Genomic DNA, 20,650 nt, shown 5'->3' with positions numbered 1-20,650 from the left:
CATGAAGCACGCCCAAAAATTCCTTTCTCCGGCATTTCTTCCGGTCTATTTCTTCATCGCGACCATCCTGCTCGGCGGGGTACTGCTGCATCTGCCCATTTCTCTGAACGGAACGCAGCTGGGCTGGGTCGATGCCATGTTCACCTCGGTATCGGCCACCTGCGTGACCGGGCTCATCGTCGTGGATACGGGGACCATGTTCTCGAAGTTCGGCCTGACCGTCATTGCCTTGCTCATTCAGATCGGTGGCCTGGGAGTCATGACGTACACCAGCCTCGTTTTCTATCTGTGGCGACGGCGCGTTTCGCTGACCGACCGCATCGCCGTGGGCCAGTCCCTGCAGGGGGACCCGTCGTTCAACCTGGGGCGTTTTCTGGTACGCCTTTTCCTGGTCTGTTTTGGCATCGAGGCTGTCGGAGCCATCATTTTTTATTCCCTCGGCCTTGGCGAGGTGGATTGGTTCAGCTCCTTTTTTCATTCCGTGTCCGCCTTCTGCAACGCTGGCTTCAGCCTCTATCCTGACAGCCTGATGCGCTTTTCCGGGAACCTGCCCATAAATCTGCTCTTCATGCTCCTCATTTTTTTGGGCGGGATCGGCTTCCACGTTCTGGTCGAACTTCCCGGATTTCTGGGCTCCGCCTTCAAGGCCCGCCGGCTGCGGGACACGCTGAGCTGGCAGAGTTCGCTGGTCATTCGCACCAGCCTGTGGCTGATCCTCATCGGGTGGGCGGTGTTTTTTCTCATCGAGCAGAGGCAGGACGGACTGTTCACGGCGCTGCTGCAGAGCCTTTTTCAATCCGTCACGGCCCGTACCGCCGGATTCAACAGCATGGATATCGGGATCATGACCGACACGTCGCTCTTCATCATGATCCTGCTCATGGTCATCGGCGGTTCTCCGGGCTCATGCGCGGGAGGCATCAAGACCACGACCCTGCGCGTGCTCCTCGGCTTTGCCGTTTCCCAGATCAAGGGCCGCGACCAGGTAGTGGTGGATCGCTGCGGCATCGACGCGCCCACCGTGAACAAAGCCATGACCCTCGTGATTTTCGCCTTTGTTCTCATCATGTGTTCCGTCTTCGTGCTCACCGTGACCGAAGGGGCGAACCTGCCGCACCAGATGGTGCGGGGAAAATTCATGGAACTCTTTTTCGAGGCGGCTTCGGCATTCGGCACCGTGGGCCTGAGCACCGGGCTCACGCCGACTCTTTCGATCCCGGGTAAATTCGTCATCATGATGCTCATGTTCGTCGGCAGGCTCGGTCCCATCGTCTTCTTGACCATGCTTCAGGCATGGCAGACGAGGGAACGCTATCGCCGCGCGGAGAAGAGCATGCTCATAGGCTAGGAGGTTTTCATGGCTCGCAGGGAATTTGGCGTCGTTGGTCTGGGCAAGTTCGGCCTGAGTCTGGCAAAGTCCTTGATGGCGCATGGCCAGACGGTTGTCGGAGTCGATAGCGACCCGGAGAAGGTCAAGGCGGCTTCGGAGGTCCTGACCCAGGCCTACCAGGCCGAGGCGGTGGACAAGGTCGCTCTGGAACAGCTCGGCTTCGGCGAACTGCCGTCGGTCATCGTCAGCACGGGCCATTCCATGGAGGCAAGCATCCTCATCACGCTGTTTCTGAAGGAGCTGGGCTGCAAGAGCGTGACAGTCAAGGCCATGAGTCGCGACCACGAGAAAGTGCTCATCAAGGTCGGAGCCGACGCGGTCATCTTCCCCGAGCGCTACGCCGCCGAACAGCTGGCGGCCAAGCTGGCCGTGCCGGGCCTCATCGACTATCTGCCCCTGGGCACCAATGTCATCCTCAAGGAGATCATCGTGGAGGATTGGGCAGGCAAGACGCTGCGCGAGCTTGACCTGACCAATACCATCGGCATCCAGGTGGTGGCCGTGAAGCGGCTTGAGGAGAAGCAGTTCGTGTTCGTGCCCAAGGCCGACGAGCCGTTGCAGAAGGGCGATGTCCTGGCTGTCATCGGACACGGGGAAGAGCTTTTGGAACTGGATTCCTGATGGGAGGGCGCAGGTGATGGAAGAGGCGGACGCGACGGGCGCGACGGACACAATGAACGAAATGGACGGGTGATATGGCGCGTGTGCAGATTGAGTTGCCTGAGTCCTGGCTTTTCCGGACCCGGCTTTCCGTGCGGGTGACCGACGTGAATTATGGCGGACATCTGGGCAACGACCGGGTGCTTGGGCTTGCGCACGAGGCGCGGGTGCGCTGGCTGGCGTCCTGCGGCCTGTCCGAAAAGGACGTGGGCGGAGTGGGGCTCATCATGGCCGATGCGGCCCTGGTTTTCCGGGGCGAGGCATTTCTGGGCGATGAGCTGGACGTGGCTGTCGGCGCCATCGAGGTGCGGCGTTCGAGCTTTGATCTTGTCTATCTTTTGACCCGGCCCGCCGATGCGGTCGAGATCGCCCTGGTCAAGACCGGCATGGTCTGTTTCGATTACTCCTTACGCAAGGTCTCCCGTCTGCCCCAGGGATTGCTCCGATGCCTGGGGAGTGACGCCTGATGGAGTGCAGGATCGCCCACAAGCTCTTTCTGACCGACATCCCGGAGCCCATCAAGAACCAGGTCATGGCCGAGCTGACCCTGGAAAATCCCAAGTGGCTCGAAAACCTGAAGATGGGGCGCACCAACTACAAGGTCTCCCGGCATCTGAAGTTCTATTCCACACGCACGAACGGAGGGCTCATCCTGCCGCGCGGCTATGGCGGCCGGTTGGCGAGGATCTGCGCGGAGCATGGCGAGGCCGTGGAGTACAAGGACGAACGGCGCAGCCTGCCGGAAGTGGACTTCACCTTTGGCGGAGAGCTGCGCCCCTACCAGGACACCGCCTGCCAGGCCATGCTCAGGCGCCGTTTCGGGACACTGTGCGCGCCCACGGGAGCGGGCAAGACCGTGTGCGGCCTGGCGCTCATCGCCGAGCGCCGCCAGCCCGCGCTGATCGTCGTGCACACCCGGGACCTGGCCATGCAGTGGGTGGAGCGCATCGAGCAGTTTCTGGACATCCCGGCCCGCAAGGTGGGCATGATCGGCAGCGGCAGGAGCACGGTGGGCGAGGCCGTGACCGTCGCCACCGTGCAATCCGTGTACAGCCGGGCCAAGGACCTCAAGAAACGCGTCGGCCACATCATTGTCGACGAATGCCACCGCGCCCCCAGCCGCACCTTCACCGCCGCGGTGACCGCCTTCGACTGCGCCTATTCTCTTGGCCTCTCGGCCACTCCCTACCGGCGCGACGGCCTGACGCAGCTCATCTTCTGGCATCTGGGCGAAATGCACGCCCGCATCGACAGCGATGACCTGATGGACAGCGGGGCCATAATGCGGCCGGAAATCTGTCTCCGGCCCACGGCCTTCGTGTGCGAGCGCGACCCCGCCGAGGAGTATGGCCTGATCATCGCCGATCTGACCGAGGACGTCGCGCGCAACTGCCAGATCGTGGACGAGGTGGCCGCCGAGATAGCGTCCGGGCGCGGAGTGAGTCTGGTTCTGTCCGACCGCAAGTGGCATTGCCGGGTGCTGCAGGAGCTTCTGCACGAGCGTCACGGAATCAGCGCGGCGGTCCTGACCGGCGACACGCCCCTGCCGGAACGCAAACGGCTGGTGGAGCAGATCCAGTCGAACCGGATCAGCGCGGTCTTCGCCACGGGTCAGCTCATCGGCGAAGGCTTCGACGCCAGCAACCTGACCTCCCTGTTTCTGGCGACGCCCATCAAGTTCAGCGGCCGCCTGATCCAGTATCTGGGTCGGGTGCTGCGTCCGGCAAGCGGAAAAGCTCAACCAAAGGTTTATGATTTTGTGGACGAGAAGGTCGGCGTGCTCAATGCGGCCGCCCGGGCGCGGGCGGAGGTTTATGCCGGGATTGGAAGCTAGGCGGGCGGGAATTACCCCTTGAAGAAGCGATCCGCCAGGGTCGTCATGTAGAAGATCTCGAATTCGATCATGTCCGTATCTTCCCGGCGCAGCCATTCCGCCAGCCAGGCCGTGCGCAGGGCCAGGGTCCAGGTTGGCAGGTGCGGTTCCAGCGTGCTGTCCAGCAGGCCGCAGGCGCGCAAGGTGTCCAGAAAGGTCGTGATGAAAGGGCCGTCCAGCGCGTTTTCGTCTTCACTGCCGACGCAGCCAAGGATCAGGGCCATGTCGTGCAGGACGCATTTGGGTCCGCAGAATTCCCAGTCGATGGCCGCCAGGATGCGGTCTTTTCCCCAGATCATGTTCAAAGGATGCGGGTCGCCGTGGCAGAAGGCCACGGGCAGGCCAGGGCACGCTTCAAGCCTCCTCTCGACGAGAGAGAAGACGGGGCGGAGCTGTGCGTGCGCTTTTGGATGCAATCTTCTGGCGTTGTCAACGATCCTCAAGACATAAGCGCGCAGGTCGAAGGGCTCTTCGCCAGTGGCCAGATCCCGGCTTGCCCGGCTCAGGTCGTGCAGGAAGGCGGCCATGGCCCTGCCGCGCCATGCGTCCCGCCAGTAACTGTCCCTGTCCGGTTCAATCCCGTTCAGAAAAGGCGTCAATTGCCAATGGCGAGCGCCTGCATGCTGCACAGTGTCTCCGTCAAGCCCTGCCCGAGGCGCGATGGCGGGCAATCCCCTGGCCGCCAGATGGGCGATGCGTCCGGCGATCACTCTTTTGCGCGGCAGTGTTCGGGAGTCCAGTTCTTCAAGGAAATGACGCGAGTCTCCGGCGTCCACCACGACACGGTACAGGCAGCGCTCAGGGCTGCCCTGGATGCGGATTTGGGGATGAATGCCGGTGAAAGGCAGTCCCCAGCGGCTCAGGATGTCGCGCAGTAGTTCGTGGGATGGATGCATGGCGGATGTGCAAGCAAGCGAAGCTTCACCACTTGCGGTTCACGTAGCGGATGACGAAGAAGGCCAGGACGGCGATGACCACGGCCATGGCCGCCAGTAGGCCGAAGATGTCCGTGTTCTTGCCCACGAAGCGCAGCGCGCCCATGGTCAGTACGCCGACCACGCCCCCGATCCAGAGCAGGATGTATTGCTTTTTCATTTCGCCCTCCGGGATTCAAGAAGGGGCGGGACACCCAGGTGTTCCGCCCCTTCGATATCCAAGGTTGCCTAGTGTTCGGCCGGCTGGTTGGTCAGGCCGAGGTGGTCCAGCAGGTGGAAGATCATGGACAAGGCCATGCCCACCACCGTGCCCAGGGCCATGCCCTTGAGCTGCACCGTGCCGATGTGCAGGGCCGTGCCGCTCAGGCCCACGATGAGTACCACGGCGGTCAGGATCAGGTTGGCGGGCTTGGAGTAGTCGACCTTGGCTTCGACCAGCATGCGGATGCCCGAGGCGGCGATGACGCCAAAAAGCAGGATGCAGATGCCGCCCATGACCGGAGTGGGGATGGACTGGATGAAGGCCGAGAGCTTGCCAATGAAGGCCAGACAGATGGAGATGACCGCCGCTCCGCCGATGACCCACACGGAGTAGACGCGGGTGATGGCCATGACGCCGATGTTCTCGCCGTATGTGGTCACAGGCACGGAGCCCATGAAGCCAGACAGGGTGGTGGCGATGCCGTCGCCGAGCAGCGAGCGGTGCAGGCCGGGATCCTTGACCAGATCGCGGCCGATGATGTTGCCGGTGACGACCAGATGGCCGATGTGTTCGGAGATGACCACCAGCGAGGCCGGGATGATGATCAGGATCATGTTGATGTCGAACTTGGGCAGGTACACGGTGGGGAAGGAGATGACCGGGGCCGTGGTGATGGTCGCGAAATCGACCATGCCCATGCCGATGGCCACCGCATAGCCCACGATGATGCCGACCAGGACCGGGATGACCGCCATGAAGCCTCGAAACACGATGGACCCGAAGGCGACGACCAGCAGGGTGACCATGGAGACGATGATGGCGTCCATGTTATAGGCCCCGGAATCGTCGGGCATGATGCCGGCCATGCCCGTGGCCACACCGGCCAGCTCCAGGCCGATGAGGGCGACGATGGGGCCCATGGTGGCCGGGGGAAGCACGATCTTGATCCAGTCGGATCCGAAGCGGCCGATGATCAGCGCCACGGTGCAGAAGATCAGGCCCGAGGCGATGAAGCCGCCCAGCGCGTAGGAATAATTGCCTCCCCAAAGGGCCTGGTCGGCGCCGAGAACGACGAAGACCGGAGACAGAAATGCGAAGCTCGAACCCAGAAACGCGGGTGCCTTGCCCTTGCAGATGAACAGGTAGATGAGCGTTCCGATGCCGTTCATGAGGAGCACGATGGCCGGATCGATCTTGAACAGGGTCGGAACCAGCACCGACGCGCCGAACATGGCGAAAAGATGCTGAAGACTTAACGGAAAGCCTTGAAGTAATGGAACTTTTTCATCAACCTGGATAATTCTTCTGCTCATGCGTTTCTCCCTTCGAAAATGATGTGTAGCAAGGCCAAATGGGCCCGTCCCGCGCACATGCCGGATGGGGTCCGCCGTGCAAACCCCAAAACTGCAATGTCCTACAAGGAGGCGCCGACGTGGTCAAGAAAGGTTGTTGTACGGGTGGGTCAGGAACCCTGGGAGGAGAGGATTTTTTTGATCACGGCCTGTGCGTGGTCGTGCGGATTGCGCAGGTCGTCAATGCGGCCGATGATCCCGTGCACGCAGATCCCGGAAAAACTTTCGATGGCCGCGCTGTTTTCGGCCCGGTCAAGCTCCGGAACGGCGTCCGTGGGATCGGTCAGGATCACGCCCAAACAAGGGGCTTTGCGGGCCTTCATGGCTTCCAGGGTCAGCAGGGTGTGATTGATGGTTCCCAGACCGGCGCGGCCGACCACGAGCAGGGAGGCTCCTGTCTCCATGGCCAGGTCCACCATGGTTTTTTGCGCCGTTATCGGCACCAGCAGCCCGCCCGCACCTTCCACCACGGTGATTTCGTGACGGGCGGCATGGGCGGCGATGAAGCGGCTCAGGGCATCGAAATCCACGGGATCGCCCGCGAAAAGGGGGGCCTTGGGCAAGGGGCGGCAGGAATGGATGCAGTCCGCGGGCGCCATGCCCCCCGGCAGACCGCCGGGCAGCAGGTCGTGCACGAAGGAGGCGTCGGAGTCGTGCCCAGGGCCGGGACAGCCCGTCTGCACGGGCTTCAGGTACACGGCGCCCTGGCCGGACAGGGCGCGCATGACGAGCAGGCTGACCACGGTCTTGCCCACATCCGTGTCCGTGCCCGTGATGAAGATGATCCTGCCGGAGCTCATGCCTCGCCCTCCTTGTGCAGCGCGCCTGAGAGAGCGTCGCGCAGTCGCGATATGTCGTCCGCGTGGTGCTCGGCGGTCAGACAGACCCGCAGTATGGCCTGCCCCAGGGGCACGGTGGGGTAGCGGGCCGCGAAGACCAGGATTCCCGCCTCCCGCAGGGCCGCGGCCAGACGCCGACAGCGGTTCTCGTCGCCGACTTCCAGCGCCAGGATGTGCGCCGCTCCGCGAACCTGCAGACCCGCTTCCGGCAACTGCTTGCGGGCCAGATTCCCGAGCAGGCGCAGGTGCTCGCGCTGGGCCCCCGACTGGCCGATCCGGTCGAGCATGGCCAGGACCATGTCCCCGTGCCAGGGCGGCAGGGACGTGGTGTAGATGAAGCCCTGCCCAAAATGGATCAGATGTTCGCGCACGGCCCGGGGACAGAGGATGAACGCCCCGAACATTCCGAAGGCCTTGCCCAGCGTGCCCACGGCCACATCGGCCACCGCACGGCCCAGCCCCCGTCCGTCGGGGCCCAGCACGCCGAAGGCATGCGCCTCGTCCACGATGCACAGAAAACCGTTTTCGTCCTTGAGATCCGCAAGCGCTGCAAAGTCCGGGCTGTCTCCATCCATGCTGAACAGCGATTCGGTCAACACGGCATCGGCCGGGTAGGCCTTGAGCAACTTGTTCAGGTGACTCATGCGATTGTGGCGAAAGGTGTGAAAGCGCGCCCGGCTGTGCCGTACTCCGGCCACGGTGCTGGTATGGGCGCGCTTGTCGAGCAGGAGTGTGTCCCTTTCGGAAAAGAGCGTGGAGATGAGCGTGAGGTTGGCCAGGAATCCACTGCCGAGGATCAGGCAGGATTCATATCCGAAATAGTCGGCCAGGGCCTGCTCGGCGTCCAGGGTGGAACGGGTCGTACCCGTGACCAGACGCGAGGCGCCGGAGCCGCTGCCGCAGCGTCGGCAAAGCTGCGCCAGGGTTTCGGCGAGTTCCCGGTCCTGGGCCAGCCCCAGAAAATCATTGGAGGAAAAGTTGAGGTACGCGCGGCCGTCCAGGACAACGCTGGAACCATGATACTCCGTCACGGGCAGCAGCTCGCGACCGAGACCGGCCTGGCGACGGGCCTCTGTCTCGTTTTTCAGGCGTTCTAGGAAATTGTGCTCAGGCATGCGAAACGGCTTTGAAAAATGGTGTCCTGGGAGTCGGAAGCGGCATGCCTTCCGATGAGAATCCGGCAGGCCGGGGCGTCGTTGACTGTCACGGCGTAGCTTGCGCCGGCCGTGGTCTCGGCGGTGATGTCGGCCCGGATGGTCAGGGGCTTTGCGCCAAGATCCGGAGCATAGAGGAGGTCGGAGACGGACACAAGATATGCCTGAATCCTGAAATCGTGCAGGTGTCGCAGATGCATGCCGCAGGTCTGGGCCATGGCCTCAAGGGCCAGATACGGCGGCAGGGATTTGGTGCGGGTCACGATTTGCCGTGCATCGCAGGACAAGATGGCCTCAAGCGCCTGCGTGGGATCGAAGGAGGTGAAGTCTAGATCCAAGGACGCACCCCCAGACAGGCGTTTTGCCCCCCGAAGCCGAAGCTTTGCAGCAGAAGGCCTCGGGGGCTGCGCCGCAAGGGTTCGCGCAGCAGGGGCAGGTCGTCCCGGCAAGGGTTCTCAAGTCCGGCGATGGCCGGAAAATGTCCTTTCGCGGCGCACACGAGACCCAGCGCGAGTTCTGTGCAGCCACAGGCCGCCGCCAGATGGCCGATCCTGGACTTGAAGGCCGTGATGCCCATGGCCCGGGATACTGTCCGGGCCAGAATTTCCCCTTCCACCGTGTCGTTCAGGACTGTGCCCGTGCCATGCGCAAGGACGCAGAGGTCTTCGGCGTCGAGCGTTTCCAGGCAGCGCAGCACGGCGGTGCCGGCGGCGTGTCCGGCGGGGTCGGGGCCGGTCAGGCTCCCTCCGTCCAGGGAAGAGGAGGCGCTGACGATCTCGGCCAGAATCCGGGCTCCGCGAGTCTCGGCATGTTCCAGACACTCCAGCGTGAAGACCGCGCCGCCTTCGCCGATGGCAAAACCGCAGCGGTCCTGGTCGAAGGGTCTGCAGGCCAGTTCCGGCCGATCGAAACCCGTGGCCAGGACTCCGGCCTGTTTGTAGGCGCGAATTCCTTCCACGGAGAGACGGGAGTCACCGCCACCGGCAAGGGCCACGTCCGCAAGTCCCGTCGCCACGGCGCGAAAGGCCTGTCCCAGCGCCTGGGTCGAAGCCGCGCAGGCGGTCAGGATGGTCAGGTTTTCTCCGTGCATGCCCAGCATTTCGGCCATGACCGAGGAAACGGTATTGGGCAGATAATCCAGAAGCCACAAGGCCTTGTCATCGCGTGGGCGGGCCTGCAGATTTGGGCCGAGGCCCAGAAAAAGTCCGGCATGACCCAGTTCGTCGGGGCCGAGCCCGGCGTCGTCCACGGCCCTGACGGCGGCGGCCAGACAGAGTTGCTGGCCCCGGGTCAGGTAGCGGGCGTTCTTGCAGCGGCTGACATGGGCCTTGAGATCAAAATCGGGGATCGGGCAGACCGCGACCTCTGGATCGTCAACGGAACGAACAAACGGGCCGTGCGGCCGTTGCAGGGCGGAGAAGACCTCTGCCCTGTTCGAGCCGAGCGGCAGCACGAAGCCGCTGCCGGTGATCACCACCCGGCGTGCGCCGTTCATCTCAGCTTCCTGCCGTGGCGGCCGGGAAGGCCTGGGCATAGGCCACCAGATCACGCACCTGCAGCACCGGTCCGGCGGACAGGTCGTCCAGGATTTCCTGACGCCGGGTTTCGGGCAGGTAGGGGTATGCCGATTCGAGGGCCGACAGGGCACCTAAGTTGTCGCGCTTGGCCCGGTTCAGGATGATGCGCACGTTCTTGAGAAAAAGCAGGTCGTCGTCCACGGCGATGCCAAGCCTGTGCTGCATGGCCACTCCGATTTCAAGCAGGTCGATGGATTCGGCCTTGAGGGTGCGAATGACATAGGTCTCGGGGGTGATGTCCGCCGGGTCCAGGTCCAGGATTTCGGCCAGAATGGAACAGATGGTCGGGAAAGGGTTCATGCGTATTTTTGCGCCGTCAGTCCGGCGTCCATGGTGATGGTTGTGCAGGTCAGGGCCAGGGCCTGATCGGAGAGCAGGAACAGGATCGTGCCCGCCGCCTGGTCCACGGTCACGATTTTTCGTGACAGGTCGTGCCGCCTGTCTTCCCTGTCCAGGAAACGCTCCCCGCGCCCCGCATCGACAAGGCCAAGACGCAGGCTCAGGCTCGTAATGCCGCGCGGGCCCAGTTCCAGGGCCAGGCTTTGGTACAGTCCCTCGGCCGATCTCTTGGCCGCGCAGTAAAATCCCTGGCCGGGAGCGGGCACGGCGGCGGCGGTGGAAGAAAGATGCACGAGGCGACCGAAACGGCGCGCCAGCATGGACCGGGTAACCGCCTTGAGCAGGAGCAGACGGTTGGCGATGTTGGCCTGAAAATAGGCGTCCATGTCGGTTTCGCCTGCCGCCGCCAGGAGCACTTCGTGGTCGGCATGGGCAAGATCGACCAGATAATCCACCCCGGTTTCAAGCAGGGGGGCAAGGGTGGTCTGGCTGGCCTTGTCGCCGAGGTCCAGCCACGGACTTTTGCCCGTCAGTTCAGGAAATTTTCGGTATATGGCGGCTTTTCCGTCTTCCGAGGCGTGCGTCGGGATGACGGCCAGGCCTTCCTCCAGCAGCAGGGCGGTCAGGGCCAGGCCGATGGAGCAGCCGCCTCCGAGGACGAGGACTGTCTTGCCGTGAAAGTCGAGTTTCATGCGGTGATCCTGCCTTGGGCGAAAATCGTGTCCTCGCGGCTCAGGGTGCACAGATACGTTCCCCCTACGTCCTCTATGCCAAGGGCGTACTCCCCGGGGGAGGCGAAGCGGGAAAAGGAGAAGCGGCGGATGTGAAGCGGTCCCTTGTGCCCGAGCAAGCCTGAAATGGCCTGCAGACAGAGGCCCGTGATGAGCGAACCTGGCACCACGGGATTGCCGGGAAAATGTCCGTTGAAACAGCTGTCGGCCGGATCAAAGGAAACCGACATCTGCAGCGGATCGCGCGAGACGAGACTCAAATCCATGCGCCCTGCTCCAGCATTTTGAGATCCGCGTCCAGATCGCGCCCCTTTGTGGTCAGGTAGTTGCCGATCATCATGCCGTTGGCTCCGGCCAGGGGCAGCCAGGACTGATAGTCGCCCAAGACCCGCTCCCGGCCACCGGCGATGGTGATGCTTGCTTTTGGGAGCATGAAGCGAAACAGGGCCACGGATTTGAGCGCGTCGTGCACGGACAGGAGCGGACTGTCCTGAAGGGGCGTGCCCGCGATGGGCGACAGGAAATTGAGCGGCACCGTATCCACGTCCAGTTCGGCCAGGGTGGCCGCCAGTTCGACGCGCTGCGCCCATGATTCGCCAAGGCCGAGGATGCCGCCCGAGCAGATGCGCAGTCCGTGCTCCTTGGCCAGCCGGATGGTGGCGATGTCCTCGTCGTAGGAGTGGGTCGTGCAGATGGACGGGAAGTGGGATCGGGCCGTTTCCAGATTGTGGTGGTAACGGGTCAGTCCGGCCCTCGTCAGACGGCGCGCGTAGTCCGGGTTCAGGAGCCCGAGGGAGGCGCTCAGCTGAAGCGAGGTCCGGGATTTGAGGGCTTCGATGCAGGCGGTGATGCGGTCGATTTCATCGCTGGAGAGCATCAGCCCGCTGGTCACCAGCGAATAGCAGGCGGCTCCGGCCTGGTGCATGGCCAGCCCGCGGTCGATGAGTTTTTCCAGCGGGAGCAGCGCATGGGTCGGGCTGCCCGTATCGTAATGTCCGCTTTGAGCGCAGAATCTGCAATCCTGGGAACAGGTCCCGGATTTGGCGTTGGTGATGGAGCAGGTGAAAGGGCGATGCCCCATGGCCCGGGTGATGGCGTTCGCCGCGAACAGAAGTTCGGTGGTGTGCCCGCTTTCAAGATCGGCCAGCAGATTCCCCTGCTCTTCGCTCAAGGGCTTGCCGTCGAGGATATGGCTGGAAAGACGTGTAATCAGTGGATGCAGCATGGTTTTCCTGTGAGAGGGGCATTAGTCGCGGGGTCTGGGCGTTGTCAAATTCCAGTGTGTTTTTTCAGCGTCAATCTGAAGAGCCTTTTGACCTCGCAACCCGATTAGGCTACCGATCACCTGTTATGAATGCAAAGAAAAATTCCGATCCCACGCCCATGGACCACGCCTCCGTGCAGTGGTTGGCTACCTCCCTGGACAGCCAGCATCCGGCCGATACCGCCGATGAGCTGGAAAATCTGTCTCTGGCGGAACAGCTCGAATACATTCAGGAAATGGACGTGGAGGACGCTTCGGAGTCCATCACCGAAATGGAGCGTCACGATCGCAACGCGCTCATGAGCCAACTTTCGCCGGATTTTGCCGCCGCCATTCTTGAAGCGATGTCGCCGGATGACGCGGCCGACATTCTCGAAGATCTCGATGTTTCCATCCGCGCCCGCATCTTCAAGAAGCTGGAACGCGAGGACGCCGAGGAAATCTCGGACCTGCTGCAGTTCGACCCGGACTCGGCCGGCGGCGTCATGAACACCGAGATCCTGGCCCTGGACCACTCCATGAACGCGCAGCAGGCCATCAACCTGATACGCGACCGGGTCGAGGAAACCGAAATTCCCTATTATGCCTACATAGTCGACGAGTTCCGGCATCTCAGGGGCGTCCTCTCCCTGCGGGATCTGCTTCTGAGTCCCGGCCGGACGCTGCTTAAAGAGCTGCTGCACGAGCAGAACCTTATTTACGTCTCCTTCGACGTGGACAAGGAAGAGGTCGCACGGCTCATCAGCCGTTACAATTTTCTGGCCCTTCCGGTCGTGGACCACGAGCAGCGCCTTCTGGGCATGGTCACCGTCGATGACGTCATCGACATCATCCAGGAGGAGGCCAGCGAGGACATGCAGTCCATGGTCGGCGCGGGTCGGGACGAAACCGTGGATTCGCCGTGGACCTATTCCCTGCGCATGCGCCTGCCCTGGCTGGTTCTCAATGTGCTCAACTCCGCCGTATCCGCCTACGTGGTGCATCTGTTCGAAGGGACCATCGCGCAGATGGCAATCCTGGCCGCGCTCATGCCCATCGTCGCCAATCAGGCTGGAAATACGGGGCAGCAGGCCCTGGCGGTCATGATCCGGCAGTTGGCCATGGAGCGGTTCAACCGCAAGAAGAGCTGGGTGGCGGTGTTGCGTGAAGCCAAGATCGGAACGGCCAACGGGCTCATCGTCGGTGCGCTGGTTTTTTTAGGCCTCTTCACCTGGACGCACAACCTTGGCTTGGCCGTGGTCATGGCCGTGGCCCTGGGTCTCGACATGCTCCTCGGTGCCGTGGCCGGAGCGTCCATCCCCCTCATACTCAAGGAACTTGGACGCGATCCGGCCCAGGCTTCAAGCATCTTCCTGACGACCTTGACGGACAGCATCGGGTTTTTCACCTTTCTGGGGCTGGCCGCCGTTTTTCTTTTCTAGAAGGGAGCGGGGCTATCAGACTTTTGAAAAGATCAAATTTGCAGGCCGCTTGAAAATTGGTGAGATGCAGGGAAGCGAAAAAGCCAGGATGCGCAGTGTATTAAGCATACATAAGCGGTCTGGCTTTTTTCGCTGACACGGCAGCCCTGCGTTTTGGGGCGGCCTGCTAGTCTTCCGGCTCCACGGCATCCATCAGATCGATGGTCAGCCGCAGGAAGTCGGCTTCGGTGATGATCCCACAGAGCTTGTCGTCGCAAACCACGGGCAGGCATCCGTACTTCTCTTCCAGCAACAATCTGGCGGCTTCCTTCAAGGAAAGTTCCGCGGTGACGGTGACCACGTCGGTCTGCATGATTTCGCGGATGGGAATTCCGGACTCGATTTCATCCTGGGTCTGACGATCAATGCCGGCCAACTCGGAGATGGTCGCGGCCAGAATGTCGCGATGCGTAAGCAGGCCCGTGAATTTGCCCTGGTTATCGACGATGGGGATGTGGCGGATGCGGGCCAGATCCATCAGATCCTTGGCCGCGCTCAGACTTTCGTTGTGATTGAGGGTGAAAACATCCTTGGTCATGATATTTTTTACCTGGAACATGGCATTCTCCTTTTTTAAGCATTCTTTCCGATTCCAGCATCGCGGGCAAGAAAAAGGTTGGCGCGGGCGACGAAGGACGGTTCACAATGATGTCCGTGTTGACTTGGATGGTGAAATCTGGTTTGCAACCATCTTTCTGGTAATGATTTCCAATGAATCGAGCAGACCGGGAGAGCTTCACGTTGAAGGGATTTCTTCGCAATCGGGAAAGAATGGTGCGGGAGCAGATCGAGGCCAGGGGGCTCACCGACGAACGCGTGCTGTCGGTGATGCGTCAGGTACCGCGTCATCTCTTTGTCGATGAAGCCCTGCAGATGCAGGCCTACGGTGATCATCCCGTGCCCATCGGTCTTGGGCAGACACTTTCCCAGCCATACATCGTCGCCCTGATGACATCGCTTCTGGTCGTCCGTCCGCGCATGCGCATCCTTGAAATAGGCACCGGCTCCGGATATCAGGCCGCCATACTTGCGGCCATGGGAGCGGAGGTCTTCACGGTGGAGCGGATCAAACAGCTTTACATGACCGCCCGCAGCCGACTTTTGCAGATGAAATACTTCAATGTACGGGTCAAGCTCGACGACGGGACCATGGGCTGGCCCGACCAGGGACCCTTTGATCGCATCATCGTCACGGCCGGAGGCCCCGAGGTGCCCGCGCCCTTGCTGGAGCAGTTGACGGACCCGGGCATCATGCTCATCCCCGTGGGCGCGACCCGAAGGGACCAGCGACTGCTCAGGATTTTCAAGAAGGAAGGGCGCATCCATCAGGAAGATCACGGCTCCGTCGCTTTCGTTGATCTGGTTGGATCGCACGGCTGGTGACCCCTGGTGTCGCGGAGCGCGGAGCCGCTCCTGGTGCATCGATGCGTGCCGTCAATAAACGCCGCGTAACCTTTACATGAATATCTGGCCCACGCAGCCGCTCAGAACGGCCGCGGATGGCCCATATCCCCGGAGGAAAAATGTCCGAAACCAATTCATCCTGTTCCAGCTGCTCCGGCAAGAACACCCTGGGAACGATCCAGGACAGCCCGGAAACCAAGCTCGAACGTCAGGACAAGGTCATCGCCAGCACCCTGTCCAAGATCAAATACAAGCTTTTCGTCATGAGCGGCAAGGGTGGAGTGGGCAAGAGCTCCGTATCCACCAATCTGGCCGCCGCCCTGGCCATCAAGGGCTACAAGGTCGGCCTGCTGGACGTCGACATCCACGGACCCAGCGTTCCGCACCTGCTCGGGCTGACCGGCCTTCTGGACATCGATCCGCAAAAGGGCATCCAGCCCAAGCGATACAGTGAAAACCTGGCGGTGGTGTCCATGGAGTCCCTGCTCAAGGATCCGGATCAGGCCGTGCTCTGGAAGGGCCCCATGAAGACCTCGGCCATCCGCCAGTTCGTGTCCGATGTGGACTGGGGCGAGCTTGATTTTCTGGTCATTGATTCCCCTCCTGGCACGGGCGACGAGCCAATGGCCGTGCTCAAGACAGTCCCCGATGCCCTGAGCATCGTCATCACGACGCCTCAAGAAATTTCTTTGGCAGACGTGCGAAAATCGATTAACTTTCTTCAGTATGTGAAGGCGAACATTCTCGGTGTCGTCGAGAACATGAGCGGTCTGATCTGTCCGCACTGTGCGCAGAAGATCGACCTGTTCAAGAAGGGCGGTGGAGAGGAGCTGGCCAGAAAATATTCGCTGCCGTTTCTCGGCGCCATCCCGCTTGATCCGGTCACGGTGGTCGCCGGGGATCTGGGCAAGCCCGTGGTCATGCTCGATATTGAATGTCCGGCCAAGACGGCCTTGCTTGAGATGGCGGACCGGGTCATCGCCGCCGCCGAAAACAGCCTGGAGGCCGTTTCAAGCAGTCATGTATAGGAAAATGGTGATACGAATTTCATGAAACGTGGCTTGGTACTTTCATTTCTTGTTGCCCTACAGTTTTTTTTCTTGGCTGGACAGAGCGTCCACGCCAAAGGAATCTATTATATGGTCAAGGAGGATGGGAGTCTTTGCATAACGGACATTCCAAATTCAAGAAAATACAAGCCATACAAGTTTCAAAAGACGATCAATTATATACGGAATGCAATTGTTGCCTTCAAGCGCGATCACAGAAGCGTTGAAGAAGTGAACACCATAGTCTCCGGCTTATGTTCCAAATATGATGTAGACAAAAAACTCGTGATGGCGGTGATTGATGTCGAGTCCGGATTCAATGCCGCTGCGGTTTCAACCGCCGGGGCGCAGGGCTTGATGCAGATCATGCCTGAAACAGGAAGGGATCTCGATCTTGAGGATCCTTTCGACCCCTCGGAAAATATCGATGCGGGTATTCGTTATCTCAAGTATTTGCTTGATACATTTCCTGATAGGCGTCTTGCTGTCGCGGCATATAATGCAGGGCCAAATGCCGTTAAAAAATATGGAGGAATCCCTCCATACGCCGAAACTCAAAAATATGTAGATAAAGTTTGGGCGCGACTTCAACATTATGAATAAAAAAATGATGAACGTACCAAATGCCCTCACGGTGTTTCGAATATTGGCGGTGCCTTTTATTATCGCCTTGCTGTATTTCCCCAACCCGACAACCTGTCTGTTGGCGACGGTCTTCTTTCTTGTCGCCATCCTTACCGATCTTGCTGATGGCTTCTGGGCCAGAAAGTACAATCAGGTCACCAATTTCGGGAAATTCCTCGATCCATTGGCAGACAAGATACTCATTGCATCGGTTCTGATCATGCTGGTGGAGTTGAATTGGATTCCGGCATGGATCGCGATCATTGTCATTGTCCGGGAATTGCTTGTCACCGGATTGCGGGCCATAGCCGCGGACAAGGGGCAGGTTATCGCGGCAGACAAATATGGAAAGATGAAGACAATCATGCAGAGCGTCGCGCTGGTCCCGCTCATTTATCACTACCCGTTATTTGGGATCGACACTGCGCAATTGGGCTTTTTGCTGCTGCTTGTCGCGGTGGTGCTCACTCTGTACTCGGGGTGGAATTATCTTTACGGCTTTTATCGGATTTGGGGTGACTGAACTTTGCATTTTGTTTCTCTGAATTTTAGTGTATAGATAAACCCAACTTATTTGAACTGAAGGGTGCGACAAGAATCTGCTTGCCTATCACAGATTTTCATTTTTTGCGGACAGTTCCTTTGGAGGACGGCATAAATGGCTCAAATAGATGCTTTTTTCAAGATGATGCATGAGCTTGGGGCCTCGGATCTTCATCTCTCATCAGGTTCGCAACCGATTATCCGACTGCATGGCGAAATGCAGCGCATCAAGTACAAATTTCTTGAACACGAAGAACTCAAGAAACTGCTCTACGAAATTACCCCTGAAAACAAGATCAAGACATTCGAAGAATGTGGTGATGTGGATTTTTCCTACGAAGTCACTCACCTGGCTCGGTACCGCGCCAACTTTTTCATGCAGAAACGCGGAATAGGCGCGGTTTTTCGCGAAATTCCGCAAAAGATCCTCACCATCGAGGAACTGGGCCTACCGAATATCCTCAAGAATCTGGCGCTCTTGCCCAAAGGGCTCGTGCTGGTCACCGGCCCGACCGGAAGCGGTAAATCGACAACCCTGGCAGCCATTGTCGATTACGTGAACAAGATCCGCAAGGATCACATCCTGACCATCGAAGACCCCATCGAATTCGTGCACGAACCTCAGAACTGCCTGATCAACCAGCGCGAAGTCGGCAGGGACACCCTGTCCTTCAGCGCGGCCTTGCGCGGGGCCTTGCGCGAGGACCCGGACATCATCCTGGTCGGCGAAATGCGAGACCTGGAAACCATTCAGCTGGCCCTTGAAGCCGCCGAGACGGGTCATCTGGTTTTTGCGACCCTGCACACCATCTCCGCCTCGAAAACCATCGACCGTATCATCGAGGTCTTTCCCGGTGATTTGCAGGGCCAGATCCGCTCCGGCCTCGCCGATTCCCTGAGAGCCATCATCGCGCAGAATCTTTTCAAGCGTATTGACCAGCCCGGGCGCGTGGCAGGCATTGAAGTCCTCATCGCCACCCCCGCCGTGCGCAATCTGATCCGCGAAAACAAGATCTTCCAGATCAACTCCGTTATCGAAACCGGACGAAAGTTCGGCATGCAGAGTATCGACGATGCCATCATGAAACTTCTCACCGCCGGTGTCATCGACGCCGAGCAGGCGTACAACAAGGCGGCCACAAAATCGAAATTCAGGGAATTTCTGACCACCCCGCCCCAAGATTTCACCGAGGTGTAGTATGCAAAGAGCGCATCTTGACCATATCCTGCATCAGGTTCTCGATTTCGCACCTGATACCTCGGATATCCTCTTCACGGTAAACAAGCACGTGCAGGCGGAAGTTCACGGCGAGCTCGTCAACGCCAAGCTGGAGCCGAACCCTGGACCTCTCCTGCCCATTCAGGTCGAAGCCGTGGCCATGTGCCTCATGGGCCGCAATATGCGCCTTTATGAGGATCAGTTGCGCACAGGCTCCTGCGATCTCTCCTACGAACTGCCTGGCCGCTGCCGCTTCAGGGTCAACGTGTTGGGGCAGAAGGGCTCGCTGGCCATCGTGATGCGCAAGCTGACCTCCATAGTGCCCACGATCAAGGACCTCGCCCTGCCTGAAGTTTTTTACGAAATGTCCAAGGAGAAGTTCGGCCTCATTCTGGTCACCGGCGCCACCGGCACGGGTAAAACCACTTCCCTTGCCGCCCTCATCGACAACATAAACCAGATGCACCGCAAGCATATCGTCACCCTTGAGGACCCGATCGAATATGTTCACGAGCACAAGCTCGGGACCGTGAACCAGCGTGAACTCGGCCTTGATTTCGATTCTTTCTCGTCGGGGCTGCGAGCTGCGTTGCGCCAGGCGCCAAAGGTTATCCTGGTGGGTGAAATCCGGGACCGCGATACGATCACCATTGCTCTGGAGGCTGCGGAGACAGGCCATCTCGTGCTCGGCACCCTGCATACCAGCGACACCGGCCAGACGATCAACCGCATCATCGGCATGTTTGAGCTTGCCGAAGAGCGATTGATCAGATCTCGTCTGGCTGAGAGTCTCAAGTTTGTCGTTTCGCAAAGATTGATGCCGCGTCTTGGTGGTGGGCGAGTGCCCGCTTTCGAGGTTTTGAAATCGAACTTGCGCATCAAGGAAGTGATTTATAACGGTGAGAGCGAAGACAAGTCCTTTTATAACATTGTTGAATCCGGTGATGCCTACGGCATGATCACTTTCGACAAGTACATTGCCAACCAGTTTTACGAAAACATCATCACCGAAGATGTCGCCATGCTCTACGGATCGGACAAATCACGCCTGGCCCAGATGCTGGACAAGATCAAAACCGCCCGAGGAGAGAAGGTTACGGATATTGAAGGCCTTGAACTTGATCATGAATATGATCGCAAGAGCTCCTTTTTTTGAGAGGTTAGAATGGACATCACGTGCACTCACTGCAAATCCAGTTTTGTGATACCGGACGACCGTATTCCTGAAACCAGAAAGTTCAAACTCAATTGTCCAAAGTGCAGAGAACCGATTGTCGTCGATCAGGAAAGCGAAAATGAAAAAATCGCCCCGCCTGAACATTTTCCGCATGATGCGACAGTGGCGTTTTTGTTTGTCAAGAACAGGAAACTCTCCGAGAGAATAGGCCTTTTCCTGAAATCGCGTGGCATTTTTGTTTCCGAAACCGCACTTATTCACGAGGCGTTGGATAAGGTTCGCATCAATTACTACAACATCCTTATCCTTGAAGAATCGGAAGAGGCCAAGGCCATCCTGGGTGTTGTCAGGAAATGGAACGGATTGCGCCGCCGGGATGTCAACATCATTTTGGTCGAAGCCGACTGCAAGAGTCTGCATGCCAACGAAGCCTTTTTCAGAGGCGTAAATGCCGTTGTCAGCGCGAAAGACAGTGAAAGAATCGAAAACATTCTTGACCTTGCTATGGGTGAATTCAAAAGCTATAGTGAGCCTTGGGCTGTTGCAGCACAAAGACTGCATATGAAAGGGTAGTTCATGATTCATGGTAAAAATCAGATTTTTCTTTTTCTGCTGTGCATAATCAATATATTTCTTGTCTTCAAGATATTTGATGAAGACAGCGGATTGCCTGTTTATAATGATTTGAAAAACAAGATAGAAAGTGTGCAAGAGAAAATTGACGGTGTCGATTTTCGGAACAGGGAAATTAGTTCTGAAATTCGCATTCTCAAGAAGAATGACCAATATGTAAACAGGTTGATAAAGCGCGAGCTTTTTTACGTCGCCGACAATGAACTGATGTACATCCTGAAATAA

25 protein-coding genes are annotated in these 20,650 nt (G+C 59.2%); 13 read left to right on the top strand and 12 right to left on the bottom strand.

What is annotated here, in order from left to right; translation table 11 throughout:
• Position 1 precedes the first annotated feature (1 nt).
• From BMZ24_RS10145 to BMZ24_RS10130, 4 genes are all read left to right on the top strand, one after another.
• Positions 2-1,348, top strand: a complete 1,347-nt coding sequence (locus BMZ24_RS10145; protein ID WP_092191875.1) for a TrkH family potassium uptake protein — start codon at positions 2-4, stop codon at positions 1,346-1,348.
• Positions 1,349-1,357: 9 nt separating this feature from the next.
• Positions 1,358-2,011 (top strand): potassium channel family protein, encoded by a 654-nt coding sequence (locus BMZ24_RS10140; protein ID WP_092191873.1) that lies wholly within the window; start codon positions 1,358-1,360, stop codon positions 2,009-2,011.
• Between the two features lie 74 nt (positions 2,012-2,085).
• Positions 2,086-2,517 (top strand): thioesterase family protein, encoded by a 432-nt coding sequence (locus tag BMZ24_RS10135; RefSeq protein ID WP_092191871.1) that lies wholly within the window; start codon positions 2,086-2,088, stop codon positions 2,515-2,517.
• Positions 2,517-3,884 carry a DEAD/DEAH box helicase gene (locus BMZ24_RS10130; protein WP_092191869.1) on the top strand — a complete coding sequence of 456 codons (1,368 nt, stop codon included), beginning with the start codon at positions 2,517-2,519 and terminating at the stop codon, positions 3,882-3,884. The genes BMZ24_RS10135 and BMZ24_RS10130 overlap by 1 nt, the downstream gene beginning before the upstream one ends.
• Positions 3,885-3,895: 11 nt before the next feature.
• Here BMZ24_RS10130 and BMZ24_RS10125 read toward each other — a convergent pair whose 3' ends face one another.
• The 11 genes from BMZ24_RS10125 to bioB all read right to left on the bottom strand — a co-directional run bounded on the left by BMZ24_RS10125 (position 3,896) and on the right by bioB (position 12,277).
• Positions 3,896-4,819, bottom strand: coding sequence for a phosphotransferase enzyme family protein (locus tag BMZ24_RS10125; protein WP_092191867.1), 924 nt, complete (start codon positions 4,817-4,819; stop codon positions 3,896-3,898).
• A gap of 25 nt (positions 4,820-4,844) precedes the next feature.
• Positions 4,845-5,018, bottom strand: a complete 174-nt coding sequence (locus tag BMZ24_RS19695; RefSeq protein WP_153304611.1) for a hypothetical protein — start codon at positions 5,016-5,018, stop codon at positions 4,845-4,847.
• A 68-nt stretch (positions 5,019-5,086) separates the two neighbouring features.
• The gene (uraA, locus tag BMZ24_RS10120) at positions 5,087-6,373 is read right to left on the bottom strand and encodes a uracil permease (RefSeq protein WP_092191865.1); all 1,287 of its coding nucleotides are present in this window, start codon (positions 6,371-6,373) and stop codon (positions 5,087-5,089) included.
• A gap of 149 nt (positions 6,374-6,522) precedes the next feature.
• Positions 6,523-7,212: a dethiobiotin synthase gene (gene bioD / locus BMZ24_RS10115; RefSeq protein ID WP_092191863.1), complete on the bottom strand. Its 690-nt coding sequence runs from the start codon at positions 7,210-7,212 to the stop codon at positions 6,523-6,525.
• Positions 7,209-8,366 (bottom strand): aminotransferase class I/II-fold pyridoxal phosphate-dependent enzyme, encoded by a 1,158-nt coding sequence (locus BMZ24_RS10110; protein ID WP_092191861.1) that lies wholly within the window; start codon positions 8,364-8,366, stop codon positions 7,209-7,211. Before BMZ24_RS10110 ends, bioD begins: the two co-directional genes overlap by 4 nt.
• Positions 8,345-8,743, bottom strand: a complete 399-nt coding sequence (locus BMZ24_RS10105; protein WP_092191859.1) for a hypothetical protein — start codon at positions 8,741-8,743, stop codon at positions 8,345-8,347. The genes BMZ24_RS10110 and BMZ24_RS10105 overlap by 22 nt, the downstream gene beginning before the upstream one ends.
• Entirely contained in the window at positions 8,734-9,900 is a 1,167-nt protein-coding gene (locus tag BMZ24_RS10100) for a beta-ketoacyl-[acyl-carrier-protein] synthase family protein (RefSeq protein WP_092191857.1), read from the bottom strand. The genes BMZ24_RS10105 and BMZ24_RS10100 overlap by 10 nt, the downstream gene beginning before the upstream one ends.
• A 1-nt stretch (position 9,901) precedes the next feature.
• On the bottom strand, positions 9,902-10,282 hold the full coding sequence (locus BMZ24_RS10095) for an acyl carrier protein (RefSeq protein WP_092191855.1): 381 nt from the start codon (positions 10,280-10,282) through the stop codon (positions 9,902-9,904).
• Complete coding sequence (locus tag BMZ24_RS10090) at positions 10,279-11,013, bottom strand: SDR family NAD(P)-dependent oxidoreductase (protein ID WP_092191853.1); 735 nt, start codon at positions 11,011-11,013, stop codon at positions 10,279-10,281. Before BMZ24_RS10090 ends, BMZ24_RS10095 begins: the two co-directional genes overlap by 4 nt.
• Positions 11,010-11,318, bottom strand: coding sequence for an ApeI family dehydratase (locus BMZ24_RS10085; RefSeq protein ID WP_092191851.1), 309 nt, complete (start codon positions 11,316-11,318; stop codon positions 11,010-11,012). The genes BMZ24_RS10090 and BMZ24_RS10085 overlap by 4 nt, the downstream gene beginning before the upstream one ends.
• Positions 11,309-12,277 (bottom strand): biotin synthase BioB, encoded by a 969-nt coding sequence (gene bioB / locus BMZ24_RS10080; RefSeq protein WP_092191849.1) that lies wholly within the window; start codon positions 12,275-12,277, stop codon positions 11,309-11,311. The genes BMZ24_RS10085 and bioB overlap by 10 nt, the downstream gene beginning before the upstream one ends.
• A 125-nt stretch (positions 12,278-12,402) precedes the next feature.
• On the opposite strand from bioB, the gene mgtE reads away from it, so the two are divergent.
• Positions 12,403-13,737 (top strand): magnesium transporter, encoded by a 1,335-nt coding sequence (gene mgtE, locus BMZ24_RS10075; protein WP_092191847.1) that lies wholly within the window; start codon positions 12,403-12,405, stop codon positions 13,735-13,737.
• A 166-nt stretch (positions 13,738-13,903) separates the two neighbouring features.
• Here mgtE and BMZ24_RS10070 read toward each other — a convergent pair whose 3' ends face one another.
• Positions 13,904-14,335 carry a CBS domain-containing protein gene (locus BMZ24_RS10070; RefSeq protein WP_092191845.1) on the bottom strand — a complete coding sequence of 144 codons (432 nt, stop codon included), beginning with the start codon at positions 14,333-14,335 and terminating at the stop codon, positions 13,904-13,906.
• A 152-nt stretch (positions 14,336-14,487) separates the two neighbouring features.
• Here BMZ24_RS10070 and BMZ24_RS10065 point away from each other — a divergent pair, with 152 nt between their 5' ends.
• The 8 genes from BMZ24_RS10065 (at position 14,488) to BMZ24_RS20495 (ending at position 20,650) form a co-directional block, all read left to right on the top strand.
• Positions 14,488-15,159 (top strand): protein-L-isoaspartate(D-aspartate) O-methyltransferase, encoded by a 672-nt coding sequence (locus BMZ24_RS10065; protein WP_092191843.1) that lies wholly within the window; start codon positions 14,488-14,490, stop codon positions 15,157-15,159.
• A gap of 140 nt (positions 15,160-15,299) precedes the next feature.
• Positions 15,300-16,208: an Mrp/NBP35 family ATP-binding protein gene (locus BMZ24_RS10060; protein ID WP_092191841.1), complete on the top strand. Its 909-nt coding sequence runs from the start codon at positions 15,300-15,302 to the stop codon at positions 16,206-16,208.
• A 21-nt stretch (positions 16,209-16,229) separates the two neighbouring features.
• On the top strand, positions 16,230-16,832 hold the full coding sequence (locus BMZ24_RS10055; RefSeq protein WP_244150330.1) for a lytic transglycosylase domain-containing protein: 603 nt from the start codon (positions 16,230-16,232) through the stop codon (positions 16,830-16,832).
• A 4-nt stretch (positions 16,833-16,836) separates the two neighbouring features.
• On the top strand, positions 16,837-17,376 hold the full coding sequence (gene pgsA / locus BMZ24_RS10050) for a CDP-diacylglycerol--glycerol-3-phosphate 3-phosphatidyltransferase (RefSeq protein WP_092191839.1): 540 nt from the start codon (positions 16,837-16,839) through the stop codon (positions 17,374-17,376).
• A 135-nt stretch (positions 17,377-17,511) separates the two neighbouring features.
• On the top strand, positions 17,512-18,594 hold the full coding sequence (locus tag BMZ24_RS10045) for a type IV pilus twitching motility protein PilT (RefSeq protein WP_092191837.1): 1,083 nt from the start codon (positions 17,512-17,514) through the stop codon (positions 18,592-18,594).
• Between the two features lies 1 nt (position 18,595).
• Positions 18,596-19,771, top strand: coding sequence for a type IV pilus twitching motility protein PilT (locus BMZ24_RS10040; protein ID WP_092191835.1), 1,176 nt, complete (start codon positions 18,596-18,598; stop codon positions 19,769-19,771).
• A 9-nt stretch (positions 19,772-19,780) separates the two neighbouring features.
• Complete coding sequence (locus tag BMZ24_RS10035) at positions 19,781-20,365, top strand: zinc-ribbon domain-containing protein (RefSeq protein WP_092191833.1); 585 nt, start codon at positions 19,781-19,783, stop codon at positions 20,363-20,365.
• Between the two features lie 3 nt (positions 20,366-20,368).
• Positions 20,369-20,650, top strand: coding sequence for an FtsB family cell division protein (locus BMZ24_RS20495; protein ID WP_092191831.1), 282 nt, complete (start codon positions 20,369-20,371; stop codon positions 20,648-20,650).

Origin of the sequence: Desulfomicrobium norvegicum (assembly GCF_900114595.1) — a bacterium.
In the GTDB taxonomy this organism is placed as follows: domain Bacteria; phylum Desulfobacterota; class Desulfovibrionia; order Desulfovibrionales; family Desulfomicrobiaceae; genus Desulfomicrobium; species Desulfomicrobium macestii.
The sequence above is the reverse complement of the archived record's forward strand: the minus strand, read 5'-3'. Positions and strand labels throughout refer to the sequence as shown.